At 70.1% G+C, this 15,617-nt stretch carries 7 protein-coding genes and 2 pseudogenes; 3 read left to right on the top strand and 6 right to left on the bottom strand.

Going from position 1 to position 15,617, the window contains the following annotated elements:
* Nucleotides 1-86 precede the first annotated feature (86 nt).
* From OG395_RS13965 to OG395_RS13955, 3 genes are all read left to right on the top strand, one after another.
* Complete coding sequence (locus OG395_RS13965) at nucleotides 87-1,256, top strand: hypothetical protein (protein ID WP_327243213.1); 1,170 nt, start codon at nucleotides 87-89, stop codon at nucleotides 1,254-1,256.
* Entirely contained in the window at nucleotides 1,253-2,359 is a 1,107-nt protein-coding gene (locus OG395_RS13960; RefSeq protein WP_327243212.1) for an effector-associated domain 2-containing protein, read from the top strand. Before OG395_RS13965 ends, OG395_RS13960 begins: the two co-directional genes overlap by 4 nt.
* 329 nt (nucleotides 2,360-2,688) lie before the next feature.
* Nucleotides 2,689-4,494 (top strand): HEXXH motif domain-containing protein, encoded by a 1,806-nt coding sequence (locus OG395_RS13955; RefSeq protein WP_327243211.1) that lies wholly within the window; start codon nucleotides 2,689-2,691, stop codon nucleotides 4,492-4,494.
* 193 nt (nucleotides 4,495-4,687) lie between these two features.
* Here OG395_RS13955 and OG395_RS13950 read toward each other — a convergent pair.
* From OG395_RS13950 to OG395_RS13925, 6 genes and pseudogenes are all read right to left on the bottom strand, one after another.
* A pseudogene (locus OG395_RS13950) lies at nucleotides 4,688-6,971 on the bottom strand (glycosyl hydrolase family 95 catalytic domain-containing protein).
* A pseudogene (locus OG395_RS13945) lies at nucleotides 6,968-8,943 on the bottom strand (beta-galactosidase). The pseudogenes OG395_RS13950 and OG395_RS13945 overlap by 4 nt, the downstream one beginning before the upstream one ends.
* Before the next feature lie 14 nt (nucleotides 8,944-8,957).
* Nucleotides 8,958-11,231, bottom strand: coding sequence for a 1,4-beta-glucanase (locus OG395_RS13940; RefSeq protein ID WP_327243210.1), 2,274 nt, complete (start codon nucleotides 11,229-11,231; stop codon nucleotides 8,958-8,960).
* Between the two features lie 74 nt (nucleotides 11,232-11,305).
* Nucleotides 11,306-12,289, bottom strand: coding sequence for a carbohydrate ABC transporter permease (locus tag OG395_RS13935; RefSeq protein ID WP_442818555.1), 984 nt, complete (start codon nucleotides 12,287-12,289; stop codon nucleotides 11,306-11,308).
* A complete protein-coding gene (locus OG395_RS13930) occupies nucleotides 12,286-13,365 on the bottom strand; it encodes an ABC transporter permease (RefSeq protein ID WP_327243208.1) in 1,080 nt (359 codons plus the stop codon). Before OG395_RS13930 ends, OG395_RS13935 begins: the two co-directional genes overlap by 4 nt.
* Before the next feature lie 106 nt (nucleotides 13,366-13,471).
* Nucleotides 13,472-15,142: an extracellular solute-binding protein gene (locus OG395_RS13925; protein WP_327243207.1), complete on the bottom strand. Its 1,671-nt coding sequence runs from the start codon at nucleotides 15,140-15,142 to the stop codon at nucleotides 13,472-13,474.
* Nucleotides 15,143-15,617 lie beyond the last annotated feature (475 nt).

Here is a 15,617-nt window from a genome sequence, read left to right as displayed (position 1 = left end):
GACGGAGGAAGAAGCCCTCGGCCCGGACCGCAACCTCTGGGAGGTAGCGGCCCGGCCGACGGCAACACGGCAACGGGGGCGGACACATGACCACAGTGGTCTTCACTCACGGCACAGGTGTGCGTGAACCACATCTCACCACCTTGCTGGCACAGGTCGCCTCGGGGCTTGCGACAACAGCGCCCGACGCGCACCTGGTCGCCTACCGCTGGGGTGAGCAGTACGGGGCCAGGCTCGCCGCAGGCGGCGTCAGCATCCCGGAGGGACCCGGCACCGGGACCGGCCGGAGCGTCGAAGGCCCCGACGAGCAGGATGACGAGGCCGAGGAGTGGGCCCGGCTCTACGGGGACCCCCTGGCGGAACTGGCGACGGCCGCGGCCGGTGTGAGCGCAGGCGTCACACCGCCTGGCGGGGCTTTTCCGGATGAACGCCCCAGGGCGCTCCTCCTCGACCTCGCCGCACACGGTGAACCCCGGGCCGAGCTGCTCGGGCCCGGCTTCTCGGAGGCGGCGGCCGGGCTCGCGCGAAATCCCCTGCTCCCGCCCGCTGCCGAGGCCCTGGACCCGGAGACGTTGGCGTGGGTGCTGGCCCGCGTGCTGACCGCCACCGTCATCGCCGCCGCTGTCGAAGCCGACAGCCCCGTGCAGGGTGACGGGGACGCCCGGGACGCCGCCGTCGCGGAGGTCGCCCGGCGCCTCGGCGCCGCTCCGGCGGGCACCGGCCGCGGCCCACTCCTCCGCATGGCCGGTAAGCCGTTCGTACGCCTCGGCTCCCGATACGCCGTGCGGCGGCGCCGTGCCCTCACCGACGCCGCCCATCCGGCTGCCGGTGACATCCTCAAGTACCTGGCCAGGGGCGAGGACATGCGCCACGGGCTGCGGGATCTCGTCATGCGGCAGGAGCCGCCCGTGGTCCTGCTCGGCCACAGCCTCGGCGGCATCATCTCCCTCGACACCCTGATATCGGGCCCGCTGCCCCGCGTCGAGCTGCTGGTCACCGTCGGTTCGCAGGGTCCCTTCCTGTACGAGATGGGCGCGCTGCCCGCGCTGGTCCACCCGGATCCGCTGCCTGCCCATGTCCCGCCGTGGCTGAATCTCTACGACCGCCGTGATCTGCTCGGCCACGCGGCGGAGTCACTCTTCCCCGGCCGGGCCCAGGACATCGCCACCGACAGCCGACAGCCCTTTCCCGTCGCGCACAGCGCCTACTGGACCGATCCGACCGTCTACCGTGCGATCGGGGAGCGCCTGCCATGATCCGGAGACCTGTCGCACCCGACCGAGTTGTCGCCCTGGTCATCGGAATCGAGCAGTACGCGGCCGGCCCGGACTGGAACCTTCCCGGACCGGTACGGGACGCACTGCGCTTCCGTGACTGGCTGCTGGCCCTCGGTGTCCCAGACACCAACATCCTGCTCCATCTCGCACCGCTGTCCGGCGCCGACCCGGGAGTCCCGTACCGGCCGGCCGACCACGACACGCTGAGGCGCGCCTTCGTCACCGACATCCCTGCCGGCAGCGGTGACGCCCTGTGGGTGTGGTGGGGCGGTCACGGCGTGCTGGACACGGACGAACACCTGCGGCTCTACTGCGCCGACGCCACCGTGCCCGACCGGCGCAACATCGATGTGGAATCCGCCCGCGGCACACTCAGAAGCGATGCGGTGACGGGCTTCGGGCGGCAGATGTGGATGATCGACGCCTGTCAGACCTTTGACGAGCGGCACAACTTCCCGCACTCACTGCCCGGCGAGCAGCTTCCCGCCGGGCATCGGGTCCAGGCGCACGAGCAGATCCTGATGTTCGCGGCCGGCCGGGGACAACGGGCGGCCAACGATCCGGAGCGTCGGCTCGGAGTGTTCTCGGACATCGTTCTTCGCGAGCTCCCCGCTGATCCGCTGCCGGATCCCGACCCTCTCTTCGAGGCCGTACAGGCAAGGATGAACGCTCTGAGGGCGGCGGGTCACACCGATCAGCTACCCAGCCTCTTCCTGCACCGGCCGGGACGGACCGAGAACAGCCCGTGGGACCCGCCGGCCGCGCCCGGACCCGCTGCCACCTCGCCGGGCCGGCTGCTCGCCCGGCTCATCGAGTCCCTGCTGGCGTATCCGCTGATGAGCGACCGTGACGCACGCCAGGCACTGGTCAACGAGTTGCCGGCCGCCGTCGTCGCGCGCATGCCGCGGCACACGATGCCACGTACGGATGTGATCGGGATCGTACGCACCATCCGGGCGCAGCCGGACCAGCTGTGGGAGCTGTACGACGCGGTGACACTGTTCGACGACGAACCCGGCCGGGCTGTCGAACTGAAGGCAGCCGTCCGGGACTTCATTGCCGGACCCGGACCGGGAATGTGATCAACTGGCGTGATCACATGGGTTTCGGGAAGAGGTCTCAATCGTCATGATGGAGTAAACGATGGCATCCTGTGCCACCGCTCGCGAAGGGGGAGCGCGCCTTGTACCAGCCGGTACCTGCCGACGGCACATCCGATCACCTCGAGTCCGACCTCATGGATCTGGCCTCCGTGCGCGTCGCCGATCTGCTGCGCCTTGCTGCCCCACCTGCGGGTCCGCGGCTGCTTGAAGAGCTACGGCGTGCTCGCGTCAACGCCATGGGCAACCCCGAACCAGGTCGGGCCGAATAGCTACCAGGGCCAGGAGAATCAGTCCACGACAGGAGCGATGTGTACGCCCCGATCCGTATGCCCGGCCGGTTGTTCGACGAGCTCGCCGCAGGTGGCGGCTCGCGCGAGGCTGTCGCATTCCTGGTCCGCGGGGAACGCACCCGCCGTCTCCTGCTGTTGCGTGAGCTCCTCGATCTGTTCGAATCGGATCCCGGCGTCCTCGGCCCGCTGGACGCCGGCGCGGTCTGGCCCACGCTGGAGGCCGCCGCCACGCAGGCGCCGGAGCCGGTCGAGGCACTGCTGCTGACCCCGCAGGTCGGCAGCTGGCTCGCTCACACCCTGCGCAGGCTGCACGGAACGGCATCCGGTCCGCCGCTGTGGGCCGACGCCGGACAGATCGCGGCCGTGGCCGCGACGGCGGCCGTACACGCGGGTACGGACGCCGCGTTGCTCCTGCCCGCCCGGGGCGCGACCGTCAGCCTGCCCGCGCTGGGGATGATCCGGCTGCCGGGCCCGGAGAGCGAGGATTTCCACGCGGTACGAGCCGTGGTGTCAGGCGGGACACTCACGCTCCGCGGCGCCTCCGGGCCTGAGGTCGTCGTACGCCCCGTCACCGAGCCGGAATCGGCACACTGGCTGCCGGTGCACAGGCTGACCGTCGGGCTCGGAGCGCGTGCCGTGCAGCTGGACGACCTCGATCCGTACCGCGACCTGGACGAACCGATCGCCCCCGGCCGTCTCGCCCCCGAAGAACTCCGCGCCTGGCGGGGCCTGTTCGACGACGCCGTGTCCCTTCTGCGCCGGGGCGGCACGGGCCCCGGCGGTCTGCGGCCCGAGGAGATCAGCCGGATTGTGCCCTGGCGCGCCAAGGACGGTGGAGATGACCTCCCGGTGCCGCCCGCCGGGCTGAGCGCCTCAACCGGCGACGCCTTCGCCTCCATGGTGATCGCGCGCCCCCACGACGGGCTCGCCCTCGCGGAAACCCTCGTCCATGAGTTCCAGCACAGCAAACTGGGCGCGCTGCTCCATCTCTTCCCCCTGCTCGACGACGACCGGTCCGCGCTCTACTACGCGCCGTGGCGCGCCGATCCACGCCACCTGACCGGCCTTCTCCACGGTGCGTACGCCTTCGTCGGCGTCACCGGATTCTGGCGGGAGCGGATCGGTGACACCGCCGCCGACCCGGACGGACGGGCGCCGTTCCTCTTCGCGCTGCGTCGGCTCCAGACCCGCGTGGTGCTCCGCACGCTGGCCACGCGGGCGCAGCTCACCGTACCCGGGCGACGGCTCGTCACTCGGCTGTCCGAGACCGTCGACGGCTGGCTGAGGGACGAGGTGGAGCCGGCGACCGAAGCCCGGGCGCGAGCCTCGGCGGTCAGCCACCGGGTGGAATGGCGCCTGCGTAACCTGCGCTGCGGCGAGGACGAGCGGGACACGCTCATCAAGGCACTGCGCTCGGGTGCCGACCCGACGCCGGGTGGTGCACCGGTGGTCACCCCGCCCTCGAGCGGTGGGTACTGGCAGGACAACCGCGGCCGACTCTACATGCTGCGTGAAACCAGGCCCGGTCCCGCGCCGACAGCCGACGAGTTGCTGGTCGCGGGTGAAGCCGATGCGGCGCTCGCGAGGTACGCCGTACAGCTGTGCGGCCCCGGCCCCTTCGACCGGCACGCGCTGGCGGGCTGGCTGCTCGCGCACACCGCGCTGCACCCACAGGACCGGCGATTGCTCGCCCGCCCCGAGCGGTTCGCGGCGCTGGTGGACGCGGGCCGACCCGACAGCTGGGTCGAGACCGCCCGATGGCTGGCCGCTCCGCCGTCCCCGCGCGGTGGGCCCGGGGGCGGCTCCACCGTCGTTCCACGGTGAGGACGCGGTCCACTTCGGCCGACAGGGGCAGCCGTGCTGCGGATCACGGGGAGTTCGCCGGCCGACGCCGTGATCCTGATGGATGTGGAGCGGATACGGCGCGCACGAGCCGGCCCCGTGAGGAGCCGGCTCCCTTCATGTGCGGTCAGCTGGACGAGACACCGAACCCGTTCGTCATGAAGTCGGGGAGGCGCTACCGCGGCCTCAGAGTGAGGACGCGGTCCACGCCGGCCGTCAGGTCCAGCAGGGTCACGGGAGTTCCGGCGGAGGTCTCGGTGGGGTCGGGTGTCGCGCCATCGGTGAGGGTGAGTCCCTCGCCCGTACGCACATCAACCCGGGCGTCACGGGTGGGGTGCAGGACGGCCGTGGCGTGACCGTCGTCGGTCCAAGACAGGTCCATGCGGGCGCCGAACCGGGTTCGAACACCGCGCAGTTCGCCGGACGGGTACGTGTCGGGAAGCGCGGGCAGCAGCATCAGCCGGTCCGACGTGGACTGGACGAGCATCTCGATGACCACCGCGGGCAGTGCATGAGCGGCGTCCGCGTTGTAGACATCGCGGGACGGATAGTGGGAGCTCATCAGCGAGTGGTGGAAGAAGTCGCCTTCCAGCACGGCATTCAGCGCGTCCAGGACCCGCGCACCGTCCCGCAACCGCGCAGCGATCAGCGCGTGGTGCAGATGGCCGTGAGCGGATTCGTTCTCCGCACCGCGCAGTTCCAGTGCGCGGTGTGCGGCGTCCGCGAGCTCCGGGGTGTCGTACGGGTTGATCGCGCCCAGCGGCCACACCGGGTAGAGGTGGCTGAGATGCCGGTGGTCGTACGTCTCCCGCAGGCCCGGCCACGCCCATTCGGCGAGCGCCCCGTCCTCATTGACGCGGTACCGGGGGAGACGGTCGGCGAGGGCGCGCCAGTGTGCGACGCTCGGGTGGCCGGGGGAGTAATCGGCCGCGGTGGTCAGGGCGTGGCGGGCCGCCGCGAGGTCCCTGGTGGCGTTGATCGTTCCCCAGCTCGCGTTGGCCGGGCGGTTCTCCGGTGAGTACGAGGGGACGATGGCGAGGGTGCCGTCCGGGGCGTGCCGGGTGAGGAAGTCCTCGTAGAACTCGGCCACTTCGGTGAGTACGTCGGTCAGCCAGGGTTCCGTGGCGCCAGTGGTCTCGGCGTGTTCGAGGAGCGGCTGCAACAGCCAGTCCGCACCCGCCGTCCACAGATGATGTGGATAGGCGCGCTGGAAGTGGTAGTTGTGGCCGGACTCGCCGTCCGTGTGGGTCGGGGCGACGATCCCCCGGGTGCCGAAGAGCGCGCGGGCGTTGTCCCGCCAGTCGGCCAGCTGGCCGCGGACCAGACCGGCATGGGCTTCCGACACCTCCGGCAGCCCCGCCGCGGCGGCCGAGGCGATCTGGAGGTTGAGATTGGCGTTGGTGGTGAACGCACCGGACCAGGCCGTGTTCCAGTCGCCCGTCCACAGGCCGGTCAGCCGGGGCGGGAGTGCTCCGGAGGCGGAGAGCAGATGGTAGCGGCCCGCCGCGAAGAGGCGCTCCAGGAGCGCGGGACTGTCGGGGCGGCGTATCAGCTCGCTCCCCGGCAGGGCGCGTTCGCCGGCGTCGGCGTGGAGGGTCAGGGTGGCGCGCTCGTAGGCGGTGCGGTGCAGCGGCCGGTGCCGGGCGAGCAGCGTCGCGTTAGTCGGCGTACGGCAGCGCCGCCCATTCGTCGGCGAGGTCCAGGCTCCCCGCGTGGCGCCGCACCCGCGTCAGCAGGAGCAGGCTTCGCGCGCCCTCGACGCGGATGCCCTCGCCCGACACCGTCACGGTGCCGCCGTCCGCCCGGGCCACGGTGACGCCGGTGAACGCGAGATCGCTGTCCGGGTAGCCCGCACGCAGCGCCAACTGGGCGCCGTCGGGAGTCAGTACGGTACTGCGGCCGATGGCGAGGCGCGGCGGCGCACCGGGCAGTGCGTGGTCCAGGGTCAGGTCCACGACGAGCCCGAACCCGGTGATGTACTGGACGATGACGTCGTCGGCCCGCGAGACGAAGACACGGCTCCGCCAGTCCTCCTGCGAGGCGCCGATCTCCCCGGTGGTGAAGTCGACGGCGCGGCGGTAGCCGGCTGTCCCGATGGAGCCGGAGACCGGGGCGGGAGCGCGACGTACCCGGGTCTGGAACGCCGGGTGGAACGGCTGCACCCACAGCAACGGATGGCCCGCCCCGAACTGCTCGGCCGCCGTGACGTCCCCGGCCAGGAGCGCGTCCTGGAGGCGTTCCAGCCGGTCGGCGAGCCGGGGCGGGCGGGCGTGTTCGCTGCCGTTGGGGCGGACCAGGGTGTGGTGGTTGACGATGACCCGGTCATCATCAGGGTCCCCGTACACCATGGCGCCGTGCCGGCCGTTTCCGCTCAGGAAGGCGTCCTCCCAGCGGGCCGCGGGGCACGGTTCCCACGTACCGTCGCACTCCCGGGCGCCGGCCTCCGTACCGTCGCTCATGGTGTGCTGCTTCGCAGCACGGCCACGCCGTAACGGCCCAGCTCCACAAGGCCGTCGACGTCCGCCCCGGTCAGCAGATCCACGTGTGGGCCGGGGACCGGCACGGTGACACTGCCCCGCCCGTGGTGCAGCAGGAACAGCAGCTCGCCGCGGCGGACCGCCTCCACACCCTCCGGCAGCCCGGCCAGCACCGGCCCGGCCCCCGCCTCTGCCGCCACCCGGCCGAGCAGGGCGCGCAGCGCCTCCGGTTCGGGCAGCGTCGACACGTAGTACGCGCGGTCCCTGCGCAGGACCGCGGGCAGCCCGTCCAGCTCGCCGCCGCGGTACGCGGAGATGATCTCCGTACCCGGCTCCGCTTCCAGCTCCTCCGACCAGACACCTGCCCTGAAGCCGTCGCACTCACCGTCGTGTCCGCGTCGAGCGGCCACCACTCGTGGAGCGTACGGATGCCGAACAGCTCGCGCAGCCGCTCGTCCATGCCGCCCGGTCTGATCCGGTCGTCCACGTCCACGACCCCGCTGAAGAAGCCGCAGACCAGCGTCCCGCCGGCGCGCACATAGCCGACGAGGTTGTCGATCGCGGTGTCCGACAGCAGATAGAGCTGCGGCACGGCCACCATCCGGAACCGGCTCAAGTCGGCCTCCGGGCGGGCGAATTCGGTGGCGGTCCCGGTCTCCCACAGGGCGCGGTGCCAGCTCTGCACCAGGTCCGTGTAGTCGAGGAGCGCGGAGGGGCGCCCCTCCTGCCCACTCGCCCACCAGGAGTCCCAGTCGTGCAGGATCGCCACCTCGCCGGGCACGTCCGTGCCGCTCACCGCCGCACCGATCGTGGCGAGTTCGGCGCCGAGCTGCTTGATCTCCCGGAAGGTACGGCCGTGCTCGCCCGCATGCGTGAGCATCCCGGAGTGGAACTTCTCCGAGCCCTGCCGGGACTGCCGCCACTGGAAGTAGCAGACGGCATCGGCGCCGCGCGCCACGGACTGCAGCGACCAGAGCCGGTTCAGACCGGCCGGCTTGGGATGGTTGACGCCTCGCCAGTTCACCGCTCCCGCAGCCTGTTCCATGAGCATCCACGGCCCGGCGGCCTGCGAGCGCGTCATGTCGGCGAGCATCGCGTTGTACTGACCGCCCTGCGGGTCCTTCGGGTCGGGGTAGATGTCGACGGAGACGATGTCCTCCTGGGCCGACCACGCCCAGGCGTCCTGGCCCGACCACAGCGGCATGAAGTTGGTGGTCACAGGGATGTGCGGGGTGTGCCGGGCGACGATGTCCCGCTCGGCCGTGTAGCACTCCATCAGGGCGTCGGACGTGAACCGCTTGAAGTCCAGCTCCTGCGTGGGGTTCTTCATGTACTGCGCCTTCCGCGGCGGCAGGATCTCCGTCCAGGTGTCGTAGCGCTGACTCCAGAACGCCGTTCCCCACGCCTCGTTGAGCGCCTCGACGGTGCCGTAGCGGTTCCGCAGCCACCAGCGGAAGTGTGCGGCAGTCTCGTCGCACCAGCAGTGCGTGCAGTACTCGTTGTTGATGTGCCACACGGTGAGCGCCGGGTGGTCGGCGTACCGCGCCGCCAGGTCCTCGGTGACGGACGCCGCGTAACGGCGGTAGACGGGCGAACTCGCGCAGAAGTGCTGCCGCGATCCGTACCAGACGACCGAGCCGTCCTCGGCGCGCGGCAGTGTCTCCGGATGCTTCACCCCCATCCACGGCGGTGGGGACGCGGTCGGTGTGGCCAGCACGACACCGATGCCATGGGCGTGCATGAGATCCATCAGGCGGTCCAGCCACCCGAACTCCCGAACCCCCGGGCGGGGTTCGATCCGCGCCCAGGAGAAAACCCCGAGGGTGACGGAGTTGACCCCGGCCTCCCTCATCAGCCGTACGTCGTCCTCCCACACCTCCTCGGGCCACTGTTCGGGGTTGTAGTCGCCGCCGAAGAGAATGCGGCCACGGACTGCGTCGCGCAGGGACGGCATGGAGTTCTCGTTCCTCATTCAGGGTCTGCGTACTGGATGCCGCGGCCGTTGGTGCCCAGGTAGACACGGCCGTGGACGCGGGGGTCGCCGGTGATCACTTCGCCGGTCCAGCCCCACTGGTGACTGTCGTCGTTGATCCGGACCCAGGTGGTGCCCGCATCGTCCGAACGCAGCACCGCCACCCCGTCGAACGTGGCGGCGACGCGCCCGGTCTGGAAGATCGCCGGGTAGCCGGCGTGGACCGGGCGCCGCCCGGACGCGCCGCCCCTGACCGGCGCGGCCGCACCGAAGCCCAGTGCGTGCGAGGCCTGGCAGCCGGCGACCGCGGTGAAGGTCGCGCCGCCGTCCGTCGACCGGAACAGCCCGTTGTCCTTGGCCGACAGCCATAGATCGCCGGTGCGGTCCGGCGCTGCTGCCAGCTTGAACTGCACGTCTTTGGAGGGGAGTCCGGTCGCGCCCCGGGTGAAGGTCGCACCGCTGTCCGTGGAGAGGAAGACCGCGCCGGTGTCCGTGTCGTACACGTAGAAGCGCCGGGGGTCGAGCGGATCGGCGACCGGTGCGCCACCCTTGGGGAAGCTGGTGACCTCCTGCCACGTCGCGCCGTTGTCCGTGGACCGGTGCGCCGGGTACTTAGTGCCGTCCCAATGGGTGAACGACCAGAGCAGCGTCGCCCCGTCGGCGCCGACCGCGACCGGTCCGGGAGCCGACGCCGCGATCTCCGGCTGGGCGGTGAACGGCTGCCAGCTGCTGCCCCCGTCGGTGGAGTACGCGCCGGCCGCCCCGGAGCCGGACGGCCAGCCCGTCCGTACGACGTACGACGGTTTGAGCGCCGCCAGGGCGAGACCGGTGGCGGTGCCGAAGACCGGGTTCGACGCCATGCCGCGCGACGGGGACGCGGCCAGCGACTCGTGGTACATCACGCCGATGTCGCCCAGCCCGCTGAGCAGTTGGGCACCGTCCGTCGGCGGGGCGATCAGGAATCTCACCGCGGACTCCTCCAGGCCGCGGATCTGCGGCGCCCAGTGGACCAGATCGCGGGTCCCGAAGACGGTGGCCCCCGTGCCGAACACGACGTGCCGCGAGTCGTACGGATCGACGGCGACGGCCTGGATCCACCAGCCGAACTTCGCCGCGTCCCCGCCCCAGCGCAGATACGGGGTCTGAGACACATCGAGGACCGCCGTGTCCTTGAGGGACGTCCAGGTGGCGCCGCCGTCCGTGGACCGGAACAGCGTGTCGATCTGTGCCCAGCGGTTGTTGGTGGTGACGACCACGGTGCCGCCGCGTCCGGCGTCGACGGCGACGCCGCCGTACCCGAAGCCGTCCCCGGAGCCGGAGTTCGGCGTGACCGGAGTGATATCCGTCCAGGCCCCCGTGAGGGTGTCGAGGCGGTGCACCGAGCCGTCGGACTGGCCGTTCGGTCCCGGAGCGTCGGCGTATGTGACGTACAGGGACCGGGTGTGGGCGTCGTACGCCGCCCGGATCGGAACCTTCGACGACGTGGCGCTGCCGGACGGCTGACCGGGCACCGCCTCCCAGCCGCCGGAGGGGTTCGTACGGTGGAGAGGTGTGCCGCCGTCGCCCCAGCCCGCGTAGACCGACCGGCCCGCGGCGACCAGGAACATGACTCCCTGGCCGGTCGGCGACGGGGTGGCGGGGAAGTCGGCGGCCGCCCAGGTGGCGCCCCGGTCCATGGAGTGCAGCAGTCCGTCGTGGCGGGTGCCGAGCCAGAGGCGCTCGCTGTCGCGCGGGTCGACGAGCAGTCGCTCACCGGCGCCCCGGCCGTCCTCGTTCGCCCCGAGCCGCACCGTCAGATCCGCCCGCGCCCAGGTCTCCCCCCGGTCCTCGGACCGGAGTACCGCACCGGGTCCGGCCCACGACTGGGCGTACGCACCGAGCGCGAGATACAGCCGGTCCGGGTGGGCCGGGTCGACGGCCAGGGCCTCGACACCCAGCAGATTCCAGTCGTCCCAGCCCAACTGGTCGGTGAGCGCGGTCCAGCGGGCCTGCCTGTCGTCCCACCGGTACGCCCCACCGATGTCGGTACGGGCGTACGCCAGGCCCTTGACGGCCGGGTGGAACAGCAGTCCGGTGACAAATCCCGTGCCACCGATCGCCGCCGTGCGCCACCGGTGGGGCTCGGCGCCCCGAGTCCCCTGCGGCCTGCGCTGGCCGGCGGCATGGGCGGCGGCGGGTTCCGCGACCGGCAGGGCAACGGCCGCAGCCGCGACAGCTGCTCCCGCCAGTACGGTGCGACGACGGGGCGTGGGCGCGGACGAAGCGCGCATGGCGAACACCTTCCGGTGGAGGAAAGGAGAGCGGGAGAGAGGAGGCGCGGTGAGAAAAGGGCGTGTGCTGCGGGTCAGCCCTTCACGGCGCCCGTGAGCATGCCCTTCTGGAAGTGCTTCTGGACGAACGGCGACAGCACCGCGACCGGGATCAGCGCCAGCACCATGACCGCCATCTGCACGGCGAGACTGTTGATCTGACCGCTGCTGACCGCCGCGCCCATGGCGCCCGGCGGAACCTGGTGCTGCAGGACGAGCTGGCGCAGGATCATCTGCAGCGGATACTTCTCGCTGTCCTGGATGTACAGCATCGCGTTGAACCACTGGCTCCAGTAGCCGACCGCGTAGAAGAGCGAAATCACCGCGATGACCGCACGGGACAGCGGCATGATGATCTGCAGCAGGATCCGCCACTCGCCGGCGCCGTCGATCCGGGCCGCGTCGATCAGTTCGGGCGCGGTGTCCATGAAGAAGCCGCGCAGCACCAGGATGTTGAAGACGCTGATCGCGCTGGGCAGGATCATCGACCAGTAGCTGTTGCTCAGGCCGATGCCGGTGACCAGTAGATAGGTCGGGATGAGTCCGGCGCCGAAGAACATCGTCACCATCAGCGTCATCAGCAGTTTGCCGTGCGCGAAGGAGTCCCGTCGGCTCAGTCCGTACGCGCACAGCACCGAGATCACCATGCTGAACGCCGTGCCGACGAGGGTCAGGCCGACGCTCACCAGGGCGGCGCGGGTGACGGCACCGCCGCTGAGCAGTTCCTTGTACGCGACGAAGGTGATGGCCTTGGGCCAGACGACCAGACCACCCGCGTCGTTGATCGTCTTGGTGTCGGAGAGGCTGGTGACGATCACCACCCACAGAGGCACGAGCACGATCGCGCAGATCGCGACGAGACCGAAGCCCTTGAAGGCGAGACCGGTCCTGGTGGGCTCCTCCTCCCACACGGGGCGTGGCTCGATCCGCAGCGCGCGCTGGAGCGGAGACTCCGTGGACCCCATGGAGGGCTGCTCCCTCCGGTTCCTGTCCTTGTCCGTTTCCAGGAGAGTCGTCATTTCTTGGAGTACACCCCCTGCTCGCCCAGCATGTGGGCGACCTTGTTGGCACCCAGCACCATGGCGACGCTGAACAGTCCCTTGAAGATTCCGGCGGCGGCCGCGTAGCCGAAGTCGCCGGTCTTGATGCCCGTCCACCAGATGTAGGTGTCGAGGATTTCGGAGGCGCCCGGTCCGACCTGGTCGCGCTGGAGCAGGATCTGCTCGAAGTCGAGATTGAGCGCACTGCCGACCCGCAGGACGAGCAGCAGCGCGATGACCGGGCGCAGCGCGGGCAGCGTGACATGCCACATGCGGCGCCAGCGCCCCGCACCGTCGACGGCCGCCGCCTCGTACAGATCGGTGTTGACGGCGGCGAGTGCGGCGAGGAAGACGATCACGCCCCACCCGGCGTCCTTCCACACGGCCTGGGCGGTGACCAGGAACTTGAAGAAGCTCGCATTGGTCATCAGGTCGAAGCCCTCATGACCGTGTTCCCGCAGCCACTGCGCGACCAGGCCGGCCCCGCCGAACATCTGCTGGAAGACGGTGACGACGAGCACCCAGGAGAAGAAGTGCGGCAGATAGACGACGGCCTGCACCCAGGCCCGCACCCGCGCACTCATGATCGTGTTGAGCAGCAGGGCGATGGCGATCGGGATGGGGAAGAAGAGGATCAGCTGGGTCAGGAAGATGACCAGTGTGTTGATGAGGACTTGCCAGAAGCGGTAGTCCTCGAAGATCCGGGCGAAGTTGTCGAAGCCGACGAAGGGGCTGCCGGTGATGCCCAGGTCGTACACGTCGTAGTCCTGGAAGGCCACGATGTTCCCGAGCAGCGGGATGTAGTTGAAGATCAGCAGCAGTGCGATGGCGGGCAGCGTCATCAGGACCAGCGTGCGGTCCCGGCGCAGGCGCAGGCGCCAAGTGATGCCGCCCGCCGCCGGTGGGGTCTTCGCCGGGCGTTTGCTCGTCCTGCCGCCGTTACTCGTTCTGCTGTCCCTGCTGGTGCTGTCCCCGCTGTCGCTGTCGCCGATCGGGTCCGTCGGCCGGTCGGCCGCGCGGTCCGTCTCGGTCGCAACCGTGGCCCGTGGCTTCACCGTGTGCTCCCCATGTCGTGCTCTCCGCCCTGGCCGCCGGGCGTCCCTGCGCCCGGCGGCCGTCTCGCTGCCTTACGTACGTACGGGTCCGTGTCCGCCGTACGGGTCAGTTGCCGGAGCCGTTCTTGTCGAGGATGTCCTGGTACCAGGCGCGCAGCTTGTCGCCGCCGCTGTTCTTCCACGTCGTCACCGCTGCGTCGACGTCACTGACCTTCTTGCGGCCGCGCCGGATGTCCTTCTGCAGGTCGTCGAAGGGCGTGTAGAGGGAGGCGTATCGCTGCGGTTCGACGATCTGCATGCCGAAGAAGAGCGGCTTCTTGACGTTCGGGGCTTGTCGGGCCATCCAGCCGGCGTAGTCCTTGACCAGCTGCGGCTCGTCCGGGAACGCGATGGTGTGCGGCGGGGAGGCGAGGAACATGAAGGTGGAGGGCTGGGCCTCCTGGATGCCCTGCGGCGTGAAGGTCGGCACCCCGTCCTTGATCGTGTAATGGGTGTCCTGCACGCCGTAGTTGGTGAGCATGAACTCCTTGGTGCCGTACGGCGCCGCGGCGAAGTCGGCGACGGCGAGGATCTCCTCGATCTTCGCCTTCGGCAGCTTCTTGCTGATGAAGGTGAAGATGCCTGCCGGGTCGTCCTGCCACAGGACCGGCTTTCCGCCGTCGTGATCGAAGAAGTCCAGCGCCTGCATGTCGAACTTCGGGTTGGCGGTGGCCTGCTCGGTGACCATGCCCTTCCAGCCGCCGGTGCCGTCGTTGTACATCAGGACGCGTCCGCCGGTGAAGCGGATCTTGGAGTCGGCGTCCTTGCCCGCCTCGGCGTCGGGGTGGACGTATCCGCCCTCGTGGAGCTTGCGGGCGAAGGCGAGCGCCTCCCGGTACTCCTGCGTCTCGATCTTGTGGACGAGCTTGCCGTTCTCCAGCTTCCAGTAGTGCGGAGCGTCGGGCAGCAGCCCGAAGATCTTCTGGATGCAGGTCCACAGGTCGTCGAAGGCCCAGACCTTCTTCTTCGCGTCCGTGTACTCCTTGCCGAAGGCCAGCAGGTCGGCGGCGCTGCCCGGGACGGCGCCGGAGCCGATCAGGTCCTTGCGGTAGAAGATCGCGTTGCCGAGGACCGGCGACGGCATGGGCAGACCGCGGAGCTTACCGCCGAAGACGGAGTACTGCCAGGCGCCGGTCGGGATGTTCGCCAGGTTCGGGTACTTCTTGATCGCGTCACCGGCCAGGTACGGGCTCAGGTCGGCGAACTTGGCGACGATCGCGTTGCGGATCTGTCCCTGCATGTTCCAGCCGGGGATGGTCACGACGTCCGGGATGTCCGAACCGGCGAGCACGGCGCCGATCTTGTCCTGGTACGTGTTGCCGTCCTGCGGGTCGAAGTTCAGCGTCGCGCCGACCGCCTTGTTCACCGCTGTGTAGTACGGGTTGTTCTTCTTCGGGACGGTGCCCCACAGCGGGGTCATGACCCGGAACGCGGAACCCTTGCCCGGCGCGGACTTCACCGATGCGACCAGCGGGTCGGGCAGCTTGGTGAAGCCGGGGCTCGAACCGTTGACGCTCGCCACGTCGGGCTGGACCAGGTTCGACGGGATGTAGTCCGGCAGGACCTTCTTGAGTGCCTTGCCCGTCGTCGTACCGTCCTTGCTCCCGGAACCGGAGCCGCCGCCGCACGCGGCGAGCAACGGTACCCCGCCAGCCACGGCGACCGCGGCGACGGCGCTGGAGGCGAGGAAGCTTCTCCGGCTCGGAGCGGTGGAGGCGGGGGAGGAATTCGGCGTCATTGCGTCAACCCTTCGAGGCGCACCAGGACGACACGCGGCGGGCGACCGCCGTTCGGCTCCTGTGTCTGAGGTGAGGCGTTACTGGCTGGGCCGGGGGGACCGGCGGAACCGGCTGAACCTGCCCAGGTGAAGCGGTTCAACAAGAAGGTGGCAGAGCATGTCACCATCCGGGGAAATCGAAGGTGACAGGCACTCCATCGAGACTCTGTCGATACTTTGTCGAAGCGCTTCGATGTTGCAGTGAGGTTAAGTGAAGCGCTCCGGCCGCACAAGAGTTGGTTTCCAGATTCCTCCGACCTGTTTCCGAACCGTTTCCCGGCGCCACGGGGCTCGGTTGCGGACAACTTGCGGAGGTGCAGCCTTGACACCTGTGGGGTTGGGAACGGAGCATCGAAGCGCTTCGAAAGATCTTCCGATGTCTGGACAGATCCCTCGGAGCCCGGCCACCTCTTTCCTGGCACGGACATCGAAAGAC

Source organism: Streptomyces sp. NBC_01320, assembly GCF_035974375.1.
In the GTDB taxonomy this organism is placed as follows: Bacteria; Actinomycetota; Actinomycetes; order Streptomycetales; family Streptomycetaceae; genus Streptomyces; species Streptomyces yanii.
The sequence above is the reverse complement of the archived record's forward strand: the minus strand, read 5'-3'. Positions and strand labels throughout refer to the sequence as shown.

What these genes read in the sequence shown, in the direction of transcription:
- OG395_RS13940 (WP_327243210.1), bottom strand. Translation starts at nt 11,231, where the DNA reads ATGCGCGCTTCGTCCGCGCCCACGCCCCGTCGTCGCACCGTACTGGCG.
- OG395_RS13960 (WP_327243212.1), top strand. Translation starts at nt 1,253, where the DNA reads ATGATCCGGAGACCTGTCGCACCCGACCGAGTTGTCGCCCTGGTCATC.
- OG395_RS13935 (WP_442818555.1), bottom strand. Translation starts at nt 12,289, where the DNA reads ATGACGACTCTCCTGGAAACGGACAAGGACAGGAACCGGAGGGAGCAG.
- OG395_RS13925 (WP_327243207.1), bottom strand. Translation starts at nt 15,142, where the DNA reads ATGACGCCGAATTCCTCCCCCGCCTCCACCGCTCCGAGCCGGAGAAGC.
- OG395_RS13965 (WP_327243213.1), top strand. Translation starts at nt 87, where the DNA reads ATGACCACAGTGGTCTTCACTCACGGCACAGGTGTGCGTGAACCACAT.